General features: G+C 39.6%; 12 protein-coding genes and 5 pseudogenes. 4 read left to right on the top strand and 13 right to left on the bottom strand.

Features of this window, described 5'->3' with window-relative positions:
* Nucleotides 1–8 precede the first annotated feature (8 nt).
* Entirely contained in the window at nucleotides 9–1,367 is a 1,359-nt protein-coding gene (locus ASF12_RS05275) for a site-specific integrase (RefSeq protein ID WP_056030492.1), read from the bottom strand.
* Nucleotides 1,368–2,278: 911 nt separating this feature from the next.
* Nucleotides 2,279–3,656, bottom strand: a pseudogene (locus ASF12_RS05280) (IS4 family transposase).
* Nucleotides 3,657–3,844: 188 nt separating this feature from the next.
* Here ASF12_RS05280 and ASF12_RS05285 point away from each other — a divergent pair.
* Nucleotides 3,845–4,927, top strand: coding sequence for an ImmA/IrrE family metallo-endopeptidase (locus tag ASF12_RS05285; protein ID WP_056030495.1), 1,083 nt, complete (start codon nucleotides 3,845–3,847; stop codon nucleotides 4,925–4,927).
* A 400-nt stretch (nucleotides 4,928–5,327) separates the two neighbouring features.
* On the opposite strand, the pseudogene ASF12_RS05290 reads toward ASF12_RS05285, so the two are convergent.
* Nucleotides 5,328–6,287: pseudogene (locus ASF12_RS05290) on the bottom strand (IS30 family transposase).
* 168 nt (nucleotides 6,288–6,455) lie between these two features.
* On the opposite strand from ASF12_RS05290, the gene ASF12_RS05295 reads away from it, so the two are divergent.
* A complete protein-coding gene (locus tag ASF12_RS05295) occupies nucleotides 6,456–7,229 on the top strand; it encodes a hypothetical protein (RefSeq protein WP_056030498.1) in 774 nt (257 codons plus the stop codon).
* 92 nt (nucleotides 7,230–7,321) lie between these two features.
* Nucleotides 7,322–7,729 (top strand): hypothetical protein, encoded by a 408-nt coding sequence (locus ASF12_RS05300; RefSeq protein WP_056030501.1) that lies wholly within the window; start codon nucleotides 7,322–7,324, stop codon nucleotides 7,727–7,729.
* A gap of 200 nt (nucleotides 7,730–7,929) precedes the next feature.
* Here the strand turns inward: ASF12_RS05300 and ASF12_RS05305 are convergent.
* The 3 pseudogenes from ASF12_RS05305 to ltrA all read right to left on the bottom strand — a co-directional run.
* Nucleotides 7,930–9,151 (bottom strand): annotated as a pseudogene (locus ASF12_RS05305) (IS256 family transposase).
* 368 nt (nucleotides 9,152–9,519) lie between these two features.
* Nucleotides 9,520–9,933: pseudogene (locus tag ASF12_RS35450) on the bottom strand (hypothetical protein); the annotation flags it as partial.
* 1 nt (nucleotide 9,934) lies between these two features.
* Nucleotides 9,935–10,873: pseudogene (gene ltrA, locus ASF12_RS35455) on the bottom strand (group II intron reverse transcriptase/maturase); the annotation flags it as partial.
* Between the two features lie 611 nt (nucleotides 10,874–11,484).
* Here ltrA and ASF12_RS05320 point away from each other — a divergent pair.
* Nucleotides 11,485–11,661 carry a tyrosine-type recombinase/integrase gene (locus ASF12_RS05320; RefSeq protein ID WP_200931600.1) on the top strand — a complete coding sequence of 59 codons (177 nt, stop codon included), beginning with the start codon at nucleotides 11,485–11,487 and terminating at the stop codon, nucleotides 11,659–11,661.
* Nucleotides 11,662–11,799: 138 nt separating this feature from the next.
* Here ASF12_RS05320 and ASF12_RS05325 read toward each other — a convergent pair whose 3' ends face one another.
* The 7 genes from ASF12_RS05325 to ASF12_RS05355 form a co-directional block, all read right to left on the bottom strand.
* Nucleotides 11,800–12,639, bottom strand: coding sequence for a hypothetical protein (locus tag ASF12_RS05325; RefSeq protein ID WP_056030509.1), 840 nt, complete (start codon nucleotides 12,637–12,639; stop codon nucleotides 11,800–11,802).
* Nucleotides 12,640–12,654: 15 nt separating this feature from the next.
* Nucleotides 12,655–13,566, bottom strand: coding sequence for an endonuclease/exonuclease/phosphatase family protein (locus ASF12_RS05330; protein WP_056030513.1), 912 nt, complete (start codon nucleotides 13,564–13,566; stop codon nucleotides 12,655–12,657).
* Nucleotides 13,567–13,834: 268 nt separating this feature from the next.
* On the bottom strand, nucleotides 13,835–14,431 hold the full coding sequence (locus tag ASF12_RS05335; RefSeq protein WP_056030516.1) for a hypothetical protein: 597 nt from the start codon (nucleotides 14,429–14,431) through the stop codon (nucleotides 13,835–13,837).
* Nucleotides 14,431–16,089 (bottom strand): DEAD/DEAH box helicase family protein, encoded by a 1,659-nt coding sequence (locus tag ASF12_RS05340; RefSeq protein WP_056030519.1) that lies wholly within the window; start codon nucleotides 16,087–16,089, stop codon nucleotides 14,431–14,433. The genes ASF12_RS05335 and ASF12_RS05340 overlap by 1 nt, the downstream gene beginning before the upstream one ends.
* Nucleotides 16,086–18,452 (bottom strand): ATP-binding protein, encoded by a 2,367-nt coding sequence (locus ASF12_RS05345; protein ID WP_056030522.1) that lies wholly within the window; start codon nucleotides 18,450–18,452, stop codon nucleotides 16,086–16,088. Before ASF12_RS05345 ends, ASF12_RS05340 begins: the two co-directional genes overlap by 4 nt.
* A complete protein-coding gene (locus ASF12_RS05350; protein WP_235533098.1) occupies nucleotides 18,445–19,461 on the bottom strand; it encodes a DNA cytosine methyltransferase in 1,017 nt (338 codons plus the stop codon). Before ASF12_RS05350 ends, ASF12_RS05345 begins: the two co-directional genes overlap by 8 nt.
* 126 nt (nucleotides 19,462–19,587) lie before the next feature.
* Nucleotides 19,588–20,934: a serine/threonine protein kinase gene (locus ASF12_RS05355; RefSeq protein WP_056030528.1), complete on the bottom strand. Its 1,347-nt coding sequence runs from the start codon at nucleotides 20,932–20,934 to the stop codon at nucleotides 19,588–19,590.
* Nucleotides 20,935–21,274: the final 340 nt, after the last annotated feature.

Consider the following 21,274-nt stretch of genomic DNA (forward strand, 5'->3'; position numbering starts at 1 on the left):
TCCTCCTACTAAATAACTACTCCGAACTCTTTAAACTTTTCGTCGATTTTGCTCAATGTTTCTTCGATTTGTTCAGTTGTAATACTAGTTCCCTCTAAATAAGGTAAAGATGATAACAATGAAGAATCTCCTCTAGCATACATAAGGTCGAGAGCACTTGAACCTGATTTTGCAATGATATTGGAGAACATGCCTCTGGTAATATGAAATGCCCACTTACATTTTTCTAAGTTACTTGCTAACTGAATCTCATCCCTTGTCCCTATGCTTAAACGTTTAAGAAATTGATTTTTAATGGTATTGAATGCTTTAGACATCGCAGCTGAGGTATATGGCTTACCATATGAATTCAGAAATAGAGCATGTGAGTAATCAATTTGACGATTTGGATAAAAAGTTTCTAAAAGCTTAATATGTCTCTTGTATAGAACTACCAGCATATTATTAATATTGTATACTCGTTGATCCCTGCGTTTGATTTTAACCTTTCCATGATGGCCAGTGGATCCATTAGGGCCGAACATAATACGTTGATTTTTTATATCGACAGTAAATCCATCCTCGCCGTTTGGCCCATTAATTGTTTTAATTAAGTCTTGGTGCCTTATGTTGCAGATTTCTCCTATTCGAATACCTCCGAAAATACCAAAGTAGATAGGGAGCGCCATTTCAGGCCTTCTTATGATGGAATCCAATAAAAAAATTGGAATAAGATCAAAAGGAAGCCCGTGCAAGATTTTTTGTCTACTCCCCTGATTACGATTACTTAATACTTTAGCAGAGCGATTTTGATTTATATGTTCTGAAAATACAGATCTAACGCCATAAGAATTTAGGGTAACGGTAAAATGATTGATAAAAATATGTTTCATAGGAAATATGATCGCAAGATAGTAGAGAAAATCTGATAATCTCGCTCGCTTCTTATCAACAGTCTCTACAACATTTGGTTTTGCCTGGAACTCTCTATCCTGATCTGTGCGAATTTTTTTTCCAACGAATAGCTGAAAATTCAAAAATGATGTCATATGTTCAAATTTCAGATCAGTCAAATCATTAATTTGATAATTGTCTGCATAATCAATCCATATATGATTCAAAAAGCTTGTAACTACATAGGCATATTGCCTGAGGGTTCCACTACTCAGTCTCCCTTTTTCCAAACCAAATAGATATGCCGTAATAGGGTGATAAGTTCTCCTACCTGTCACAAGGCATTTAAGATATATGAGATATGTCGTCTTTTGATGTTCTCGTTTCGCTAGCACCTCAACTACAACAAATTTATGAGAATATCGTGATTCATCTGATTTGTATTCAGGATTTGGAAAAGAGTCAACATTCCACTCATCATATTGGTTAAACATTTAGACACCTTCTCTCACATATGTAGGAATAGAAAAAAAACCAACCGTTATGAGTAGTATTGAAAAGCCTAGATAAACTAGACCCTATCAACAAAACAACTAACAATTGGGTTAGTATATAAATATTGGTTGAATTATATCAAATAGGTAATTAATAAGCAAGTAGAGATATCATCTAAACAAACTATGACATCAATGGTTCGCAAGTAAAAATATATATTCTTACAATGTTGATTACTCCCTGTATCTTAAATTTAATTTTTATATAACCTCTGCTCTTTTTTGAATAAATTAGTCACGTCAATCGCTACAACTTGACCATAACTAGTATCCTATCCTATCATCTTCATGACAATCATCAGTACTTCCACGATGGTTTCATCCCCAAACTTCGCTTGTGATGTTTGGTCAATTTTCTCGACCAGCTCAAGCATAGTCTCATTGGAGGTAGTGGAAGAACAGTTCTATGACGTGCTCTATACCTCTATTCATCCATCGTTATCTCAGATTCCGATATCTTAAAACAACTAAAAAAAGACCAACCAGAAGTTTCTGGCTGACCTTATAATTTGAAATTGTACCGTTTAAATATTCTTCAGATAGGTGCACTTCATTCAACATATATTCGATGAGAATCTTTTCATTTACTTTGGTCTAATCACATATTCAAATTCATTGATAAACTGAGCTTAGCAAATTCTCTACATTTGGCTCGAATCTGAATGTACACTACCAATCTCTGTAAGGGCAAAAAATACAATTAGATTCTCCTGCAGGGTATCCTAATTCCCCACTGAATTTCACCCTGTATATAATGTTTATTGATCATTTTCTTACTCATGTGTGCTTTACTTGATTTCCCCCTCCCTATGATGAGTAGCGATTATTAATCAATTATATTTTTTCAGATCTCATTTTAAATAAGCATTAGTATTAGCCCAACTTTCGCAATTCAAATCTCCAAACAAACCCTTGATATATCTGGGTAAACCAGAGATCCATTCCTTTAGTTGACAAAGAACAGCCGTTTTGTTCTCCTTTGTTTTCGCCTGGGACATTTCGAGGAATAAGTTCAAGAGTTGCTGAAGTGCGGTCTGGTAATCCAGATCACGGACTTCATCGGCAAAGATGAAAAAAATCCGCCTAGTGTCCGGTCATCACTCGACTGCCGTCATTCGTACTCCATCGCCAAATAACAGCTAAATACAATGGTCGTGTGGCTAATCAATTGGTCAAAGGAACGACCTTGAAATTCGGTTCCCAGTTTCAAATAGCTTTTAGTGACTTTGAAAAAGGTTTCTATGCTCCAGCGCATACCGTAAATTCGTACAATTTCAACGGCATCCAGTGTCACATCCGTACTTAAAATGGCAAGCCATTCCCGTTTTTTATTCCGGTTGCGGACAAAAACAAGTTGCACAGGAAGCCCACAAGCCGTTTGTACGATAACGGAACCTTTAATATCTTTTGTATTCGAGGCAGGAAGGCTTTGAAACACCTCACGCAGTGTCATTCGCTTCCCTTGTATCAGATAGCGTTGCTTCATTTCTTTCAACATACCAATCACAGGAAGCCCTTGAGCAGCGAGTTCACGAAAGAGTGGAGCTTGAGTAAACCAACTATCCATAAGTACGTAGTCGGCGGTGAATCCTGCACGTAGTGCCTGTTTTAGCAAGGCTACGACAGCATCTGGCTTCCGGGAAGAGGCCTCCATACGACGTTTGTATCCGTGACTGCGTTTAGAAAGAGTCGAAGACATCTCGCACAACCGATTGGTGATTTTGGCGGAGGACAGCATGACAAAATCAAGCGGAGCAAAGCTAAATCCGTCCGACCAACCTAGTGTCAGCATGGTGTATCCTTTGGTGAATTTACCCGTAGAGTGGTCAAAACTCGAGTCAATAACTCTGCTTTTTCACTCCGGTTTCGGCTCAAAACGAAATCGTCGACAATGAACATACGTACGCGCTGAGAAGAGATGACCGATTCGAAATGACGCACGATGCGAAGACTCAAGGCCTGCAAAAAGCGTCGCCAAGCAAATGAAGCTTTATTCAAAAAACGGTAGATCACATCTTTGCCGGGAAGATCTGCTGCGCGGTCGCTTTCTAAAAGGCGGAACCAGTTCTTTCCTTCGAAGACCAAAGAGAACACGATATGAAAAATGGCTAGACTGGAAAGACCGAAAGATTTGGAAATACCCGCTTGCCGCAAGGTTTTTCCAATGAGAAGAGTAGCAAAAAGTTTGGAAAAGCGAGACTGTTCAGACAGGGAATGTTGTTGTAACATAGGATTACGCACCTTTCTTGTTGGCATGGTAAGCTCGACACTTCCATGATACCAAACAAGCGAGGTGTTTTTTGTCAATACGAGTAAATCTACTGAATTCTCCTTACGCGCTCAAGAGTTTAAGTCATTTTTCTAGGTGCGAAAGTTGAGTTAATGAATATAATAAAGTTAGAAATGGGGGAGATACCTTGAACGCCCGACAGTATTTTTATAAGAATGTAATGCCTTCGTTTGTAGGAATAAGTTATCAAAAAGCAATGAAGATTAAATTGCCACAAGGAAATAGGGCGACCAAAAAAATATGGAGACATATTCCTAAATTTAGTAATGATCGCATTGTAGAGGATATTGTTAAGGATCTGTTGAAACTACATATCCCGCGATCATACACAAACCGACTTGAGTATTTATTCGTTGCCAAATTGAGAAGTCATGAATACCAAGCTGCAGCCCTTATAAAACCACGAGAATTTCGTGGGGATTTGATATATTATCATGTTGGTCTAGCTGACTGCTTATATGAGTTTTCAATTTATTATTTCGAGTTTGTCGGTAAAAAAACGTCTAACAATATTCTAGAAGATCATGGATTGAGAATTGCGCTTATGGCTCAAGATTGGAGAAAAACACGTCCTCTTACGATTGACCTCGATCCAGATCTCGTCGTTAAGTCTTTAGACGAAAAATTAATGGCGAGAGCAGCTAATATTGCAGTTTTGACAGATAAATTTGTTATATGCCATGAAATTGCTCATCATTTACTCGGCCATACCGGAAAAGCAAACGATGCTTATTCTCTTTTAGAGAAACTGCCACAAGAACTAAAATCGTGGGATAATAATACTAATCCTCATGCAATTGAACTTCAAGCAGACGCATTAGCCACAATATTTATGCTAAAGCTTAATGAAACATCATTGATAAAAGGAATTAGAAATAAATCTCAAGAAGCATTTGAGGCAATTCTTGGGTGCCTACTAGTACTACAAGTAAATAGATTCCTTTCGAATGATCCAGATACAGCAACCAATATGTATCCTTCTGATAATGATAGATTGGATAGCTGTCTTGCAATACTTTCATATTACACCACACCGCAGTTTCCTGAATGGGTAAATGCCCATCTAATAATTATGTTCGCTTATCTAAACATGCTTCAAGATTATTCAGATATGATCGAAAATAGTTCATCTGAAAGAGAAGTTAAATCTATGAAAGATAAACTAAAACTCCTTTTGCATGTTAGAAATGGAATACCAAAGAGTACTTGAATAGACTTGTCAGTAATTTGAAAAATAGCTTTATTAAGATACAGAGGATAAAGCATTTAATTTTATGCGATCATAATGATATATTAGATATACATACAGCCTACGGTTATTTAAAAACTATTTTCCAATAAAATCCGGAAGGCAATTATTGAAAAAACTTACTCTCCTTATACTCCATACGAATAGAGTAATATTCACTTAAGTAAGAGGCGCACATGGTCTATAAATTAATTATCTTAATAAGGAGAATTTTATGAATGTAGAATTTGGGCGTTACCTAAAATGGGCTGGAAATTTAATTGCTACACCAGTATTAATATATATTATAGGTTTTGTTTTCATTCAAGGGGCGTTTGGTCCACTATTAGATAGTGGCTTCTTTTTTATGAGTGACAGATTGTCAAGCCAAGTGCGACACTTCAACCTGAAAAGCTTCGTGTGCGGTTTTCCATCCTAGACACTTTCGAGGACGGTTATTAATAAGGAACACAGCGCATGCTATTTCCTCTTCTGTAACGTCTGCGAAATCATAGCCTTTTGGAAAGAACTCTCTTAACAATCCGTTGGCATTTTCATTCGCACCTCGCTGCCAAGAGGAATAAGGATCGGCAAAATACACCTTCATCCCATGTAAAGCAGTTAGGTGTTCGTGGCAGGCAAATTCTTTACCACGATCAACGGTAGCCGTTACGAAGGCCGTTGCCGGGATCGATAGGACAGCCTGTTTATAGGCGATTTCCATGGAAGAGGCTGTACGATCCTGCATTTTAATCGCGTGGTAGAACCTTGTTTTACGCTAAGCTAATGTGGCTACGAAGGCTTTGCTTTTTCCACGATTAGAAACAACCGTATCCAGTTCCCAGTGCCCGAAGGCATCTCGCTTACGTATCTCTTTGCAGCGCTGGTGAATGGATAACCCGAGCGTAAAACGTCCGCGCCTCTCTAACGGTTGACGACGTTTTCCTTCATGCCTTAGAAAGGCTGTATTTCCTTTAACAAGCCTTCCTTGGTACAGCCATCGGTAGATCGTTTTATGGCATACCTGAAGATGGGGCTCGTCCCGTTTCATCCTGCCTTTAATCTGTTCAGGCGACCAGGTATCTGTGAGCTTCATCGTGATGTAACATTGCCTTTCAGTATTCCATTTACCCGAAGGTTTACAACGGGCTCGCTTGGTGATATACGATGTCTGGGCTCGATTTGCACAGTAAGACTCTTCTGTCCCTTGACGCTTGAGCTCGCGAGATAGGCTGGAGTGATGACGCCCAAACTTACTTGCAATTGCTCTAGCCGACCATCCCAATTGATGGAGTAAATCTAGCTGCCTTCTCTCTCTTATGGTAAGATGTTGGCAGCTCATGGCTGATTCTCCTGTGTAGGGGTAGTGTGGTAGCTTCATTCTACACACGAATCGGTCATGGGTCATTTTTAGGTGTCACACTTCATATTACAATCCGTCATATAAATAGACAAGCCACGGTACAATAATTTCAAAAATCAATTATTAAAGAATTTAGGAGGAACAAGTATGTCTAAGAAAATATCTATGCATGCGCTGGCAAAATCAATTGAGGACGAATTCTATAACAAATCAGAAAACGGCAAAGTCTCCCCTTCATATAAAACCATCGAAAGACGTTTTATGCAGTTTGTTGGGTCATTTGGTATTGATATTAAAGAATTAAAAAATAAAAATGGTGAGATTTATCTAGAGGAAACCGAAGCAGTCTTTGTTCAAGGGATCATTGCGCAGTCTCTTGATAAGAAAGGATTTGTCTATAAGTTTCTTATCACTGGAGAATTAAATGAACTCGATCTTGCTACTCTTTTAGAAATCGGGGACTTCATGAAATATATGTATGAATATATGACTGACAAAATGAGTGATGACGATCGGGACTCCTACATAATGGATTTGAACCGCAATTTTAAGTATACCGCTTTGTTAGAACGCGAAAATATATATCGGTTAATTGATGCGCTTTATTTAAACCTAAACTCACTGCTTTATTCACATCAGGTATCGCTTCTACTCGATCTTAAAAAAGTACTAGAAAAGGAATTTGTCCGGTCCAACATAGAAATTGTCCTTAATACTATCGAAGTAGCCCAAATAATAAAGGATCATAAGGAAATGACCGGCGAAGCCCGCATTGATTATGATTACTTAAACAATGATGATATTGCGGAGGAATACAGGCAAAGGGATCGGGATATACTTGTTTTTCTAGAGGAAAACCCACTCATTAAGGAGCATATAGAAACTAAATTGAACATGACAGTCGAAGAACTATTTAAATAACGTGGACAAAAACCGTCATGTACTGTCCGTGCTTGTCCCCTGCAATCATGATAGTATCAATACATACTTCAACGTAAAGGGGAAACTTCAAAATGACTAAAAAAGCTAAGAAATTTTACGGTGTCCGGCTGGACGGCGAATACGTCGCTGTACTGTATGAAAAATCCGAAGCCAAAAAAATCCGAAATCTGAAACGAGAAATTGACAGACTCATGTATTTTGAGGAGCATCAAGACGAATATGGCGATGAGCAACTTTGGGAGATGTGGCAGCACAACGGTAATCATTATGAGGTGGATAAGCTAAAACGTGTCTCCTCTTCCATTTCTACTGCTGATGATGTGGAAGATTCATCGGACTGGAGCATATGGGAATATAAGGATGGGTACAGTGGCGATACGCATAGCAGCAGTGATCTTGAAGATGTGCTGCTTGATGGGGACTCTTTGGAGAATGAACTTGAAAAACTTCAGGAGATCTTGGAGGAGCTAGGCGGTTGATAAACAGTAGTCTGGCTTTCTACCCGATTACTTCTCTTTCGAAGTGGTAGCAAACACAGGGTTATTAATGAAGAAATCCATTAATAGCCCTGTGTTAATTCTATTGATTCCACATTAACACGGGTAATGTTATCTGGGGTCTGTCAATAATTTTGTGTAAACTCATTTATAAGGAACTCCCCCGAGGGGGAGTTGGCCTGTTAGCGTAGATGCTGGCCGACTCGATCTGGGAAGAAAACGGAGAGTTGGAGCAGCATTTGTCCCCAGTTCTGAACACGACCGGTCCATTTGCGGACGACGTCCCTGGTCGAGAGATAGAGCATTTTGAGTAGAGCTTCATCCGAAGGGAAGATGCTTTTACCCTTCGTGACTTTGAGGAGTTGGCGGTGGTAGCTCTCGATGATATTGGTTGTGTAGATCAGCTTCCGAATGTCTGGTAGGTATTTGAAGAAGGTCGCCAGTTCGTCCCAGTTATTGCGCCAGGAACGGACGATTAGTGGATACTTCGTACCCCAGATTTCCTCCAATCGATCAAGCTCTGCAAGAGCAGCATCTTCTGTGGTCGCCTTGTAAATCGGCTTTAGATCAGCCGTCACTTTTTCAAGTCTTTGTAAGAGACGTAGCGCGTTGAATTGCGAATTTGATGGATGATACACTTCTGAATTTCGGTCTGCGGATAGCATGCGGTAATGGCTTGCGAGAAGCCGGTCAGGTTGTCCACACAGGTGATGAGGATGTCTTGTACACCGCGATTCTTCAGCTCATTGAGTACGCTAAGCCAAAACTTCGAGGACTCGTTCTCACCGATCCACATGCCCAGCACGTCCTTGTTCCCATCCAGATCAATGCCGATGACCATGTAAGCTGCTTTGTTTACAATGGCAACCATCTTGCTTCACTTTAAAGTGAATGGCATCGAGAAAGACCACCGGATACACGCCTTGCAACGGTCGGTTCTGCCACTCTTTAATAAGCGGTACGATCTTGTTGGTCACGTTGGAAATGAGCGTTGGCGAGACGTCGATGCCGTAAAGGTTAGCCAGATGATCCTGAATATCTCGTGTGCTTACACCCTTAGCGTAAAGCGCTACGATCTGGTCTTCAATGCCCGTTACGTTGGATTGGTGCTTCTTGATGACGAGCGGTTCGAACTCGCCTTGACGGTCGCGTGGAACAGCGATTTCTTGCTCTCCATATCTCGCTCATGACCGTTGTACGACTCTTGCCATTATGGCTGTTCGTTGTCTGCTTGTTCTTGACATCATGCTTGTCGTAGCCTAGATGCGTGTCGATCTCCGCTTCAAGCATCTCTTGAATGGTCTCTGCAAAAAGATCTTTAAGCGCATTTTGCGCATCCTGTGCCGTCACCAATTTTTTCTCCTTGATGAAATGACGCAGTTGCTCTTTTGTCCATAATCCCATGTGTTCTCCCAACCCTTCTTCTACTTCTATTTTAGTAGGTTTAGGAGTTGTAGAGTAGAAGAGCGCCTTTCCTTATAGGATTGTACGCTCCCCCCTCGCAGAACCGTGCTTGCGCTATTTACGCACACGGCTCCTCATCAAAAGATTCACACGAGAACCTTACTGTTAAACACGCTCGAATATATTTTCGGTCTCGGTAATGGTTTTTCTTTCATTAGCAATAGAAACTTTTCCCAAGTATAGCTATTTCGTTGACTTCTCCGATTCATCCATTTAAATAGCAGCTTCATTGTGCTGTACCAATAACTCGACAGCATGGGGCCATTGTCGGTGATACCGNCTCCGATTCATCCATTTAAATAGCAGCTTCATTGTGCTGTACCAATAACTCGACAGCATGGGGCCATTGTCGGTGATACCGTAGTATCTGTAGTGCCCGTGAGTTTGGCTTTAAGCTGTTCGAGTAGCGATTGAACAGGAAGGGTTCGGTTGGTCTTTATCCATGCCTTCATTCGTTGAACAGCTGAATGGAATTTCTTCCTGCTCGTTCTTCTCTTCACTCTAAACTTCCCATTCCTGCTTTTTCCGCAGTAGTGAGTAAAGCCCAGAAAGTCGAAAGTTTCCGGCTTGCCTGTTCCTCTGTTCTTCCTGTTTTGTTCAGCGAATTGGCCAAACTCTATGAGTTTGCTTTTATCTGGAGCGATCTGCAAGTTGAACTTTTCCAGCCTCTCCTGCAATTGTAGATAGAAGTTTCTAGCCTCGCCTTCGGATTGGAAACAGCANTTTGCTTTTATCTGGAGCGATCTGCAAGTTGAACTTTTCCAGCCTCTCCTGCAATTGTAGATAGAAGTTTCTAGCCTCGCCTTCGGATTGGAAACAGCATACAAAATCATCCGCATATCGARCCATATGCGACTGGCCTCTATACTGCTTCTTCATTCGTTTTTCAAACCATAGATCGAGTACATAATGCAAGTAGACATTCGCCAGTACCGGAGAAATAATTCCGMCCTGCGGCGTGCCTTGTTCGGTTTGCCGACGAGTTCCCTCTTCCATTATTCCCGCCTTAAGCATGCGCTCAATCAGTTGCAACAGTTTGCGATCCTTGATTCGAACCTTCAGGCATTTCATCATCCATTTATGGTCTACGTGATCGAAGAACCCCGCTATATCAGCATCTACAAGCCAGTTCGTTTTCTTCGTCATGATGATCGTATTTACCTTTCTCAATGCATCATGGCATCCGAGTCCGGGGCGAAATCCGAATGAAGATTCCAAAAAGTCCTGTTCGTATATCGCGGACAGGATTTTACTTACAGCTAGCTGCACAATCTTATCTTCGTATGCTGGAATGCCTAGTGGTCTCATCTTATGGGTTCCGGGCTTTGGGATATACACACGTCTGACCGGTTGCGGTTTGTACGCCATCCTACGCAGGGATTGATGGAGATCCTTTATATTCACACTTAGATTCTCCTCGTACTTCGCTTTCGTTACTTCGTCCACTCCGACGGCTTTGTTCCCGTTTAACTCCCGGTGACACATGAATAGCGATTCTTCATCCAGCAGATGGATCAGACTTGTGAATGGCTCTTTGGGCTTTTCTTTGGCTAATTGTGCTATCTTAACAAGTTTCGTTTTCAATTCGTTTCCACCTCTGCGTGTGGCAATTGTGTCCTTCGTCAAGACCTTCTGATGTGGCTGCCTTCTCTCCACTGCCATTACGCAGCTTCTTTGATACTACTCAGCCATCCGACTCCCTATCTCTCATTTGCTTTCCTTGCTTGGTTTTCGCTTGTACGGCATAACCGCTGCTTTGAGGAAGAGATAGGGTCTCCCGGGTTGCCATTCATTCTCGATCTGTAACGTGCCAAGCTCTAAGACCCCGGAGTGCCCGTTCAAGCTCACCTTATCGCTTGAACCGATTCTGCCTTCTGCATGTGTAACTACATCGGCCTGTCTCCACGTATTTTCGGGGCTCAATCACTTCAGCTTGCGCTTTCGGCCCGTTATATTGCCGTTCTACGCTTAAAACCAACCGTTACCGATTAGCCTCCAAGAACTAGCTACAGGACTGCTGGTTAGGCTTTATCCTGATGGGACTCCCACCCACTAGAATGAACGACCTTGCCCGGCCGCACTACACANTTAGCCTCCAAGAACTAGCTACAGGACTGCTGGTTAGGCTTTATCCTGATGGGACTCCCACCCACTAGAATGAACGACCTTGCCCGGCCGCACTACACAAAATTATTGACAGACCCTATTAAAACAATATTTGAACGAACGTGGTGACGTTGAAACGGATACTCTTTTCATCAATGTTGAAGGAAATGCGCGCTACGTATGCGAACGATTCATCTCACACTTTCAGGCAAACCATGGCGAAATTCTATATCTTAAATAATGTCGATGTGTTTACCCTGCAACAATTTCTAGAGCACAGCGCTTTGGATATGGTCCGTTATTATATTGAGCTCTTCAGCAAGGACATCCGGGAACAGCATTAAAAGTATAGTCCGGGCCTTTCCCCCTCATAAGTCCCAAAAATTCTATCAACGAAAAGAGTTGGGCTTCAACGTAGAATAACTTATTTACTCCTTTCAATATCGAAGAACTGAACCTACTTACAGAGCTCTTGCCGAAATTCAATAACGTCGGGGGCCTCTAAAAATCCGTGCAACATTTAACTCCCTCCCCCCATTTGGTCTAGTATGTTTAGCAAAATGCTTTACGTCTTTTTTTGCGTAATCTGTTATTTCACCCGCGCCCGCCAATAAGTCATCAAAATATGCTAAGTGCTCGTAAATAGCCTGCTCAGTTCGCTCCTGCAGCAATTCGGATTCTCTTTTCAATTTAAATGCAAAATCCCTTGTTATCGCTTTGACTACGGAACGTTCTTGTTCAGCGATTGCCTTCCTGTATTCATCGATTAACTTAATAAAAAGTTCATTCTCCTCGTCCGTCCATCTCTTTGTTTTTGTCGCTTCAGCAATCATTCTTCCCGTATTCACATACCGATCATAATGAGGAGTTCTAAGCTCCGAATATCGATCTATCTGAAACAGATAATTATTCACTGCATCAGTCACGCTCTGGAGGCCAATAACGCACTCTCTCTTTAATGCTATGTTTAAACTATTTAGTTCCTCAATGTAAATAGGATCGGATTCTTTGGAATAATTCACATCGAGCAGTAAAGGAAACGCTGAGTCCTCGTTGCAACGAAGAGTCAGAATCGTAAAAGTATGAGCCGGATTGTGAATTAAAAACAGATTTACTCTTAACCAATATAATGGTTGGCTTTGCTCCAGAATGTCTTGAAAACCGACCACCTCAATCACATAGTCTAGTTTATGTTCATTATCTTGATGATTGAGTTCCTCAAAACAATATGACATTTGTCTAAGTATTGCCTGTATATTCTCCCAAATTGGAGTGTAACTTATTAATTCGTAATTGGCATCAACCCATTGTATACGTTCCATTCTATACTCCCAATGTTATAGATTCATCACAAATGAAATTGGTAAATGATCAGAATATTCTTCCTTGTTCGGAACTAATTTCTGAACGCCGGTAGTCTTGCTTTTCATCGTCTTCAACAAGTCAATTGAACCGACCTTTTTTATAATTTTAAACGATTTATTTACAAATGCCTTGGTCTTTAATAGTTCATAAGACACCAACACCTGATCTAGTAAATGCCAATAAGGATTATAGCTATCAACCTTTGAACGATAGAAGTAGGTTCCATTTGGATAGGGCAGACTGTAAGCCTCCCATGAAGGATTATAGTAAAAATCACTTTTCACCATTCCAAATGTACGAATCGGATTATATTCAATTTCCTCGGCACACATAATAGCGTTGAAACCGGTTGCACCCATTATCCCTTTTTCATATGGATTCATGTTAAAATCACCGACAATTATTTTCTTATTAATATTATATTTGTTGATAAGCCTTCGATGTTGCCCCGCGAGATCATATAAATTACTTGCATCTACGCTGTACTTATCATGAAGATGCACCCCGGCAACGAGAACATCAGATCCATTAATGGTGTACACACAAGAAGAGACTCTTTTATCTTCATTTATTTTGGGAGTAGCTGCACTCAAATTATCAAACAGCATTACTTTTTGTTTACTAACAAATCTGGCCGTAAAAGCAGGATCCACTTTAGTGCCTAATTTTATAGAAAGCGTTGCCGGATCAACTTGATCAGCTTCAGCTAACAGCAGCACATTCACCTTTTCTTTTTTAACTAGTTGCACCAGTAAATCCGTATGGTCTTTATGGTTAATATTCCAAAATAGAAACTTGACAGGCACTATACTCCACACCTCAATTTCGAAATGAAATACTCTCTGAATCTGCAAATAGCTTAATCTCTCCATGTATGATAACAAAAAGGATGCTCCTGTAGTGGGCAACCTTAATTTAAACAGGCTAGTAATTTACCATAGTTATTAAGTTCCTTTAATCTCTAGCACTAATTTATCTTTATAAGTCTCAACATTTCGATTATCTTCGCCATTGTTCTGACTCTATCTAATCTCGTCAAATTTGCCACTACAGCCTAAATTTTTTCAAAATCACCTTAAGAGTTTCGATAGCCATCCTTTTGTGTGTAATATCTACATTTTCGATTAAATAGGATAGTTAAGCAACTTCACTTCATTTCTCAATTGTTTCAGGTTTTCTTTCTAAAAAAATGACTTTAACATCAATGTATTTTAGAGAATTAATTATATGTTCTTTATCACTATGAGTCAGTGAGTCTTTCGTAGAAGCAAGATGGAGACAGATTTCCCATTTCCGTTCATGCACGTTGCAATTCTCAATAAATTCAAGTACTCTCCGCAAAGCAGTCTCCCATTTAATTACCGTTCCTTCGCCGACTACAATATATGAATCGCTTTCAGTTCTATATAAATAAACGTTGGATGATTTTAGTGTTTTTCGTTCAATTAGATAAACAACCTCAGATAGATGTGTAGACAGTATTTGATCCAGATTACATGAAAAAAGTGCGCTGGTTCTATCTTTAGAGTACCTGTTCATAATACTATCTTTAATGTAAGTCCTTATACGTTGTTGTCCCATATAGTCTTTCAAAACCCCGCCAACTCTTGGATCTGCAACAAGATTGTTAAAGAAAGTGCTGTTCTTGTTTCTATCTTGACTAAAGTAATCCACTTCATCAGCTTGTTGATGTACTATTTTACGTATATTTTGTACAACATTACGCGGCAGTTTAATTTTACCTTCCATTATAATCCCTCCGGAAAAACAAGCTTCTCAGAATCAGCATAATCACCTAGATCAGTAATATCTTTCAACCATTCATTCACGAATCTATGAGCACTGCGATCGTTGAAAGAAACCATTCCATCTTGTAAAAATAAGACCTCGTAATCCCCTCCTTTTTTCTTTCCCTCAGTATCCATATTCATTACATCGGCAATCCTTCTTATATCCGATACAAAGTCAAGAACGACTACCTTTTCCTTCCCAGGGGATAAACGCAATCCTCTTCCTAATTGTTGGATAAAAATCCTCCTAGAATGTGTTGCTCTCAAAAAGACAAGCAAATTAACATCAGGTATGTCAATTCCTTCATTTAAAAGATCAACAGCAATAATTGCGGAATATTTCCCTAGTGCAAACGCTAGTAGCATCTTTCTTCTTTCAATTTTATTTTGTCCCGATATCGCAACACATGAAATCCCGGCAGCATTTAGCATTATTGAAAATCTGTGAGCATGTTTAATTGATGGTGAAAATATAGCAATCCTCGGGCTAGAGGTTTGAGATGATACTTTCTTGATTTCACTGATTATTGCTTCATCCCTTTGCGGAATAAAAAGCTTTTTATTAAGTTCTCGAATAGAAAGACGTTTTTTTGATATGTTGGGAATGACCCTCCAGTTGATATTGTCACAAAACAGCCTATAATCCACTTGCGCCAAGTATCCCATAGCCATACCGTCAACTAATGAAACCTGAGCAATAGGGTTCCCAAAAACTTCACTAATTGATTTTCCATCACCACGCCATGGCGTGGCTGTCATACCTACAAGAAATTGTGGCGCAAGGTGTTCGATGCATTTCCTGAATCCAGTGGCTAATGCATGATGAGCCTCATCAATCACCACCACGTCAAAAGTATTAGGCTCAATCCCACCTAAATAACCATAAAAGGTCTGATATAACCCTACGTTTATTCCATTGATAACTAAAGGTGGTGCTCCTTCGAAAAATAAATGCGTTGGTACTTCCTTAGATATTTCCGACCAAATACTTTGTTCCAGTTGCAACGCTAGGTCTTGTGCGTGACATAAAAATAATATTCGCTTATGTCCACTCTCCCAAAGATGTCTAATAATTCTTGCTGCAATAAAGGTCTTACCCAGTCCAGTGGCTACCACATATAAAGACTTTTTGTAGCCTTCGTTATACATTCCCACCACTTTAGAAATTATATCCCTTTGATAACTACGCATTTCTTTTGCTGAATGTGGGATATCCGGTAATTGCTGAACCAAACTTTTTAGAAATGAACCATTCCATAACCTTAGATCAAATCCATGATCATTTAAATCCTGTTTCCTTTTAGTTGTAGAATCTCTAAAATCCCCATTTGTGGCAACCACGGCTACATTGGCATTGTACAAGGACATTGCGTGAATAACCTGATTAATCGCTGGTGTACCTACGTAGTTACCTCTAATTACAGCCTTAACCTGAACTACCCATATCTTCGGTTTACCGTCTAGGTCACGTATTCCAATGATATCCGCACCTTTGTCACCACTACCACCTATCACTGCCACATCTCTCCAGCCAGCCAACAGCATCAAGCGAGCGACAACTCTTTCTAAAGCGCGCCAATCAAGTCCGGTCATTATAGCTTCTGTTAGAAATGTCATGAAACAATTTCTCCCATAAGAAACTCTACACTCAATGAATAACGATAAAGCTCATTTTTACTTAGACTTCCACTTCTTTCACCCAGAATAACAGCGGCGTCTTTTAAAAATGAAATTATTCGCTCACGTGCTCCGTCTTTTAAACGATCATATGCCTTCTGATCTAAACTCGCACAAGCTAAATTGTTATACATGGCTTTGAACACTTTACCGTCGAAAAGTTCTTCGGGGAATTGGCTTATTACTCTAATCAATGTTTTTACTGGGACAAATTCCAGCGCATCTATCCCGTCTGATGTTTTTAAATTAAATGCGCTGATTAGGTCCCCATTGGATAACATTGCTTGGACAGTATCTTCCGTTTCTCCAGGTGATTCCTGTACACATGCTATAACATCAGAGTATCTGTGTGCCAAACCATCTATCATTTTCTCCCTAAGGATTTGGAACAGTTCTTCCGCACGTTCCTTTAGACTTATCTTATCAATTCGGGCTTCCTTCATTTTCTCAATTGATAATTGAGAATAAATTGTTAGGAGATCATTCTCTCCCTCACGAACCATGAATTTATGAGCCAAATAAATTAGTAATAAACTTTTAGGTGTATTGGGATACTGAGATAAAAATGTATGCTTCTCGTCGTAAAAAAAATCACATTCAACACCTTCTGAAAAAAATGCGCACGGGGCAACTAAGCCATTAATTTTTATCTCACCTTTTGTTACCTCCCTAGCTCTTACTTTAAAAGAAGGCTTTGAATCATAGGTATACGATCCCGAAAGAGTTACACTTTCTCTAGAACGAAGTAAAAGTTCATCACATGTAGAAGAACTGCTCTCTTCTTCATTCTTTACAGTTGTAAAGATTCCAGGAGGACGTGGAGGAATTACATCCTTGTTTTCAGGATGTGCTACGTTTAAATATTGAAACGGATCATCGGAAGGTCTCTCCCCGGTATCTGCCTCTGGCCCAGTATCTCCTCCCAAAGTTGCGTTCGTTCTGTCAGCCTCCACAACCGCTTGCCACCATTTGGTATCATCCAGGAAGTCAGGATCATTTTTGAGAAATCTCATTAAAAACTCTCTCGCAGTCTCACGATCTACGGCTAAATTTTTTGTCCCTTTCTCGGTTCTCCGGTAGGCTGTCGCTAATAAACCGACGGGAGAAGTGTTATCTCCTTCAAACCCCATAGCTTTTCTTTGTTTGGGTAAAATCGGCCCAATCCCTCTTAATGCCTCCACGGTTTGTTGCCAAGAAATATCTGTTCTATCGAAGTCATTTTTTTGATATGTTGGTATAAGATAATCTACTTCCAACTCACCAACGATTCTTCCGCCAACAGTGCTTCCCAATTCGATGGGATACTCAAGCGTTGAAGTACCTGTCAGAGGGTTATCATATGTAAACAAAACTTTACTTGAAATAAGAATTTTCCTCCCATTTCTTATAAAGTCAATGCCGAAATCATTAGTGTCAAAATAGCATTGTATGCCAATCCAGCCTTTTAACCTTTTCTGCCTCTCAATTATATTAGGCGGCAGGTTCTCTCCTGATGTGACTTTGTAACGAAAATCAGCTTCCTGCTCGGAAGATAAGTATCTATTCTTATCGACGTCGAATAATGCGGTTCCCAGGATTCTATCTACTTTTTGAACAGCCTCGACTTTATTGCCTCCACGCATAACAAATCTTGATGCTGACCACATGCAGTACTTCTTAGGGGACAATCTAATCCCTTGAATAAAAATCGCTATATTTTTTTTACCCATAAGCGGTGCGTAAACATTTTCAATTATTCTTCTTATCTGCTTTTCAGTGTGTTTTAAATTTGAATAAACTCCTTCCTTTAAAGCTGAGACCACTATTAATGTTCCCTGTTCCTCAGGTGAATCTTTACTTTTTGAAACGACCGGTGCCGAAAAGCTACCTTTTTTTATAAGATCATTAAAATCAATTTCTACTCCTAGCCATTCTGTTTCACCTTTGCGTGTTGAATATATTGTTGTTTTTTCTCCTAAACGTGCAGTGGCAATATTAAATCCAATACCGAAAAGACCTAAATTGCTGGTTGGATTATTACTCGAATAACCTGCTTTCACTGCTTTCGTCAGTTGATCAATGCTCATTCCCATTGCATTGTCTACAATTTCAATCGTTCTATTCTGTTCTCCAACAGCTTCAGATGACCAACGAATACTAATTCGATTATCCCCTTCGCCAAGGCCTAGACGCTCCATTTCCATATATGCATCAAGCGAATTGTCAATAAACTCTCCAAAACATTGCCAAGGCTGAAATGGAATCTCTCCTAGTACTCGAAGTACTCGAGGAGTAGGAGTTATGTCAACAGAATTTTTAATCACGAGTATCTTTCCTCTCGGCTATGTTTTGAAGATAGTCCGCTATCGATGTACCTACATGGTGTGCAAGAACGGGGGGGACTGCATTACCAATTTGCATAATACTCGACGTTTTAGAATGAGCAAAAACAAACGAATCCGGAAATGTTTGAATTCTAGCACACTCTCTAACTGTCAGTCGACGTTCAAGCTTATAGTGAAAATGAACTCTTGATTTTGCGTTTGCTCTAATCGTATATGCAGGTTCATCAGCACGATTGGCTTCATCCCCTTGCCCATTTCCTTTTTTCGCCTTATTGGCTTTAAAAAATTGACTTTGATTAGGGACACTGTCATCAGTTATATTTATTAAATCTCCTATTGCCCATTCTATTGAATTAACCTCATTTGTGGGTGTCGGCATGACCGGGAAGCCCTCTAGGTCTTCTCTAACTCCTACAAAAATTAGCCGGACTCTTCCTTGAGGGACACCATAATCCTTTGCCTGCATGGTCCAGACTTCGAATCTATAGCCCGCGTCACGAAAATCAGTTAATATGGTTTCCAAGATGCTCCCCCCCCCCATCTTGGCTAAATGCGGGACATTTTCACCTATTACAAGTTTGGGTTTATGATGATTCATATATCTAATCATGGCTTTATACATTTGACCACGAATTGTAGCCAGTCCACCTTGAGGTCCGCAAGAGGAAAAATCTTGGCAAGGGAAGCCTCCAATCAGTACTTCTGCTGCTGGCATTGTGGAGGGATCCGCTTCCGACAAGTCTTCTTTCTTAGCATGATCTCCAATATTAGCTTTGTATGTATCAATACACTTTATATCGTGATCATATGCACCTAAAATTTGAAAAGGTAGTTTACTATATTCTTTGTCTTTATATAAAAACCCGCCAACTATCCCTAAATCCAATCCACCACAGCCGCTAAAATAAGAAACAACTGAAAAGTTTCTCGATTTGTTTAATGGGGGTAAGGTGTTAGTGATGTTAGAATCAGTTTGTTTTTGTTGCATAGTAACCAAATAAATACACCTCTATATTTAAATATAGTTATGGGAAGATCTTATTCATCAAGAAGTCCCTATCAATACAAAGTAACCTAAATCATACTTAAGTAAATACATTTTAGAAAAACCGACTTAAACTTTTATCTTGTTTGCCAGTTCCCAAACTGGATGCAGCATTACATGTAATTGACCTTTTGATACTTGAGAATAAACATATTGGTATCTCGTCATATGCTTTCTTAATACATCAGTTACCATTAAGGCTTCTTCCTGAGCAGACACACGAATAAGAATAGAATTAAAGACATTCATCGCTTTAAATCTATTCAAATCCACTGCAGCACATAGAATGCTTTCAAGAGCAGCTTGTTTGATGCTTAAGTTATTGGAGTATCTATATAATTCATCCATCTTATTGGCAACTACTTCGGCATAGCCAAAGTGTTTTTGTTTTATATAGCGTTCGATAATTTCGCTATACTTCCATAATAATGGCTCCACATCGTCGGACATATCAGAAACTGCCGCTTGTAACAATGTGATCGGAATTTGATCAAATAATTGCAGGAAAAATTCATCATCATTTGATACGCTCATCAATAACAAAACTAAAGTTTCGATATTTCGTTTTTCATACACATTATTCCTGAGCTTATCGTTAATTTCTTGTATAACCAAAGAGAAAGCCTTTTCTGGATTGTGTTGCGGATCCAACGAAGCCTTGAAATCATGGATGGAATCTATTAACTCTGCTACATTATCAAATCGTTCTTTTGGGTTTTGACGAACAGCCTTTTGAATAATATACCAAAGCCCTGCTGGAACACCCTCATCAGATAACAATGCGGGAAACTTGCCAGTATACAGTTGGTATAGTGTTTTACCTAATTGATATATATCCGTCTTGGCATCCGCGTTCCTTGCTCCCTCAGGGAGGAACTGCTCTGGTGCCATATATATTTCAGTTCCTATTAATGCCATTGTTTTTGTTAGAACTGTTGAATCCCGTTCTACAAATTTAACCAACCCAAAATCGGAAACCACTACTGTTCCATTTTCCATTACCATTATATTTTGTGGTTTTATGTCACGATGACATTGCCCTGCATTATGCAAAGCTTGAACTCCTTTGCATACATCTAAAAATATTTCTATTGCCCGTTCGTGATTAATTGCCAATTCATCTAAAACATCATAAGCTGAATAACTTGCTAATCCCATAACATAATAAGGGGGTGAATGTTCCAAATTCATATTTATAATCTTCATTACATTTCCATGATCAATATTTCGTATAGCTCTAACTTCTCGTTTAAATCTCCTTAAAGACCCTTCATCCATGTATTTACAATATTTCAGAGCATATTCATTCTGTTCGTCAGAAGTGGTCACTTTATAGACTACTCCCATACCACCTTCACCTAACGGCTCAATTATATGATAGTTATCGAAATGATCATCTTCCACATAGTGAAGCATAAATTCCCTCCTGATTAACAGACAATTAGTATTATTCTCATATAAAATCCCCTTGGATCTAGCCATACCAAAGCACTACTTTTCACCTTTGAAATCATTCAATAACTTACATCTATTCAACATATTATATCATGAACAGACAAAACATACGACATTCGTAGGATCCAAATTGCTTATATGCACATGTCAATATGTAGGGAATATGAACTTATTCCCTTAAAATGGATTCAAAAACCACCAAAGCATTGGTAGCTGGCGGTAGGCTATTCAATTTAACCTGAATTACGAAAGTCTAACCTCATAAAAACATAAAAAAGTGCCCCAAACTTTGGTAGAATGG

Source organism: Paenibacillus sp. Leaf72, from assembly GCF_001422685.1.
Classification (GTDB): Bacteria; Bacillota; Bacilli; order Paenibacillales; family Paenibacillaceae; genus Pristimantibacillus.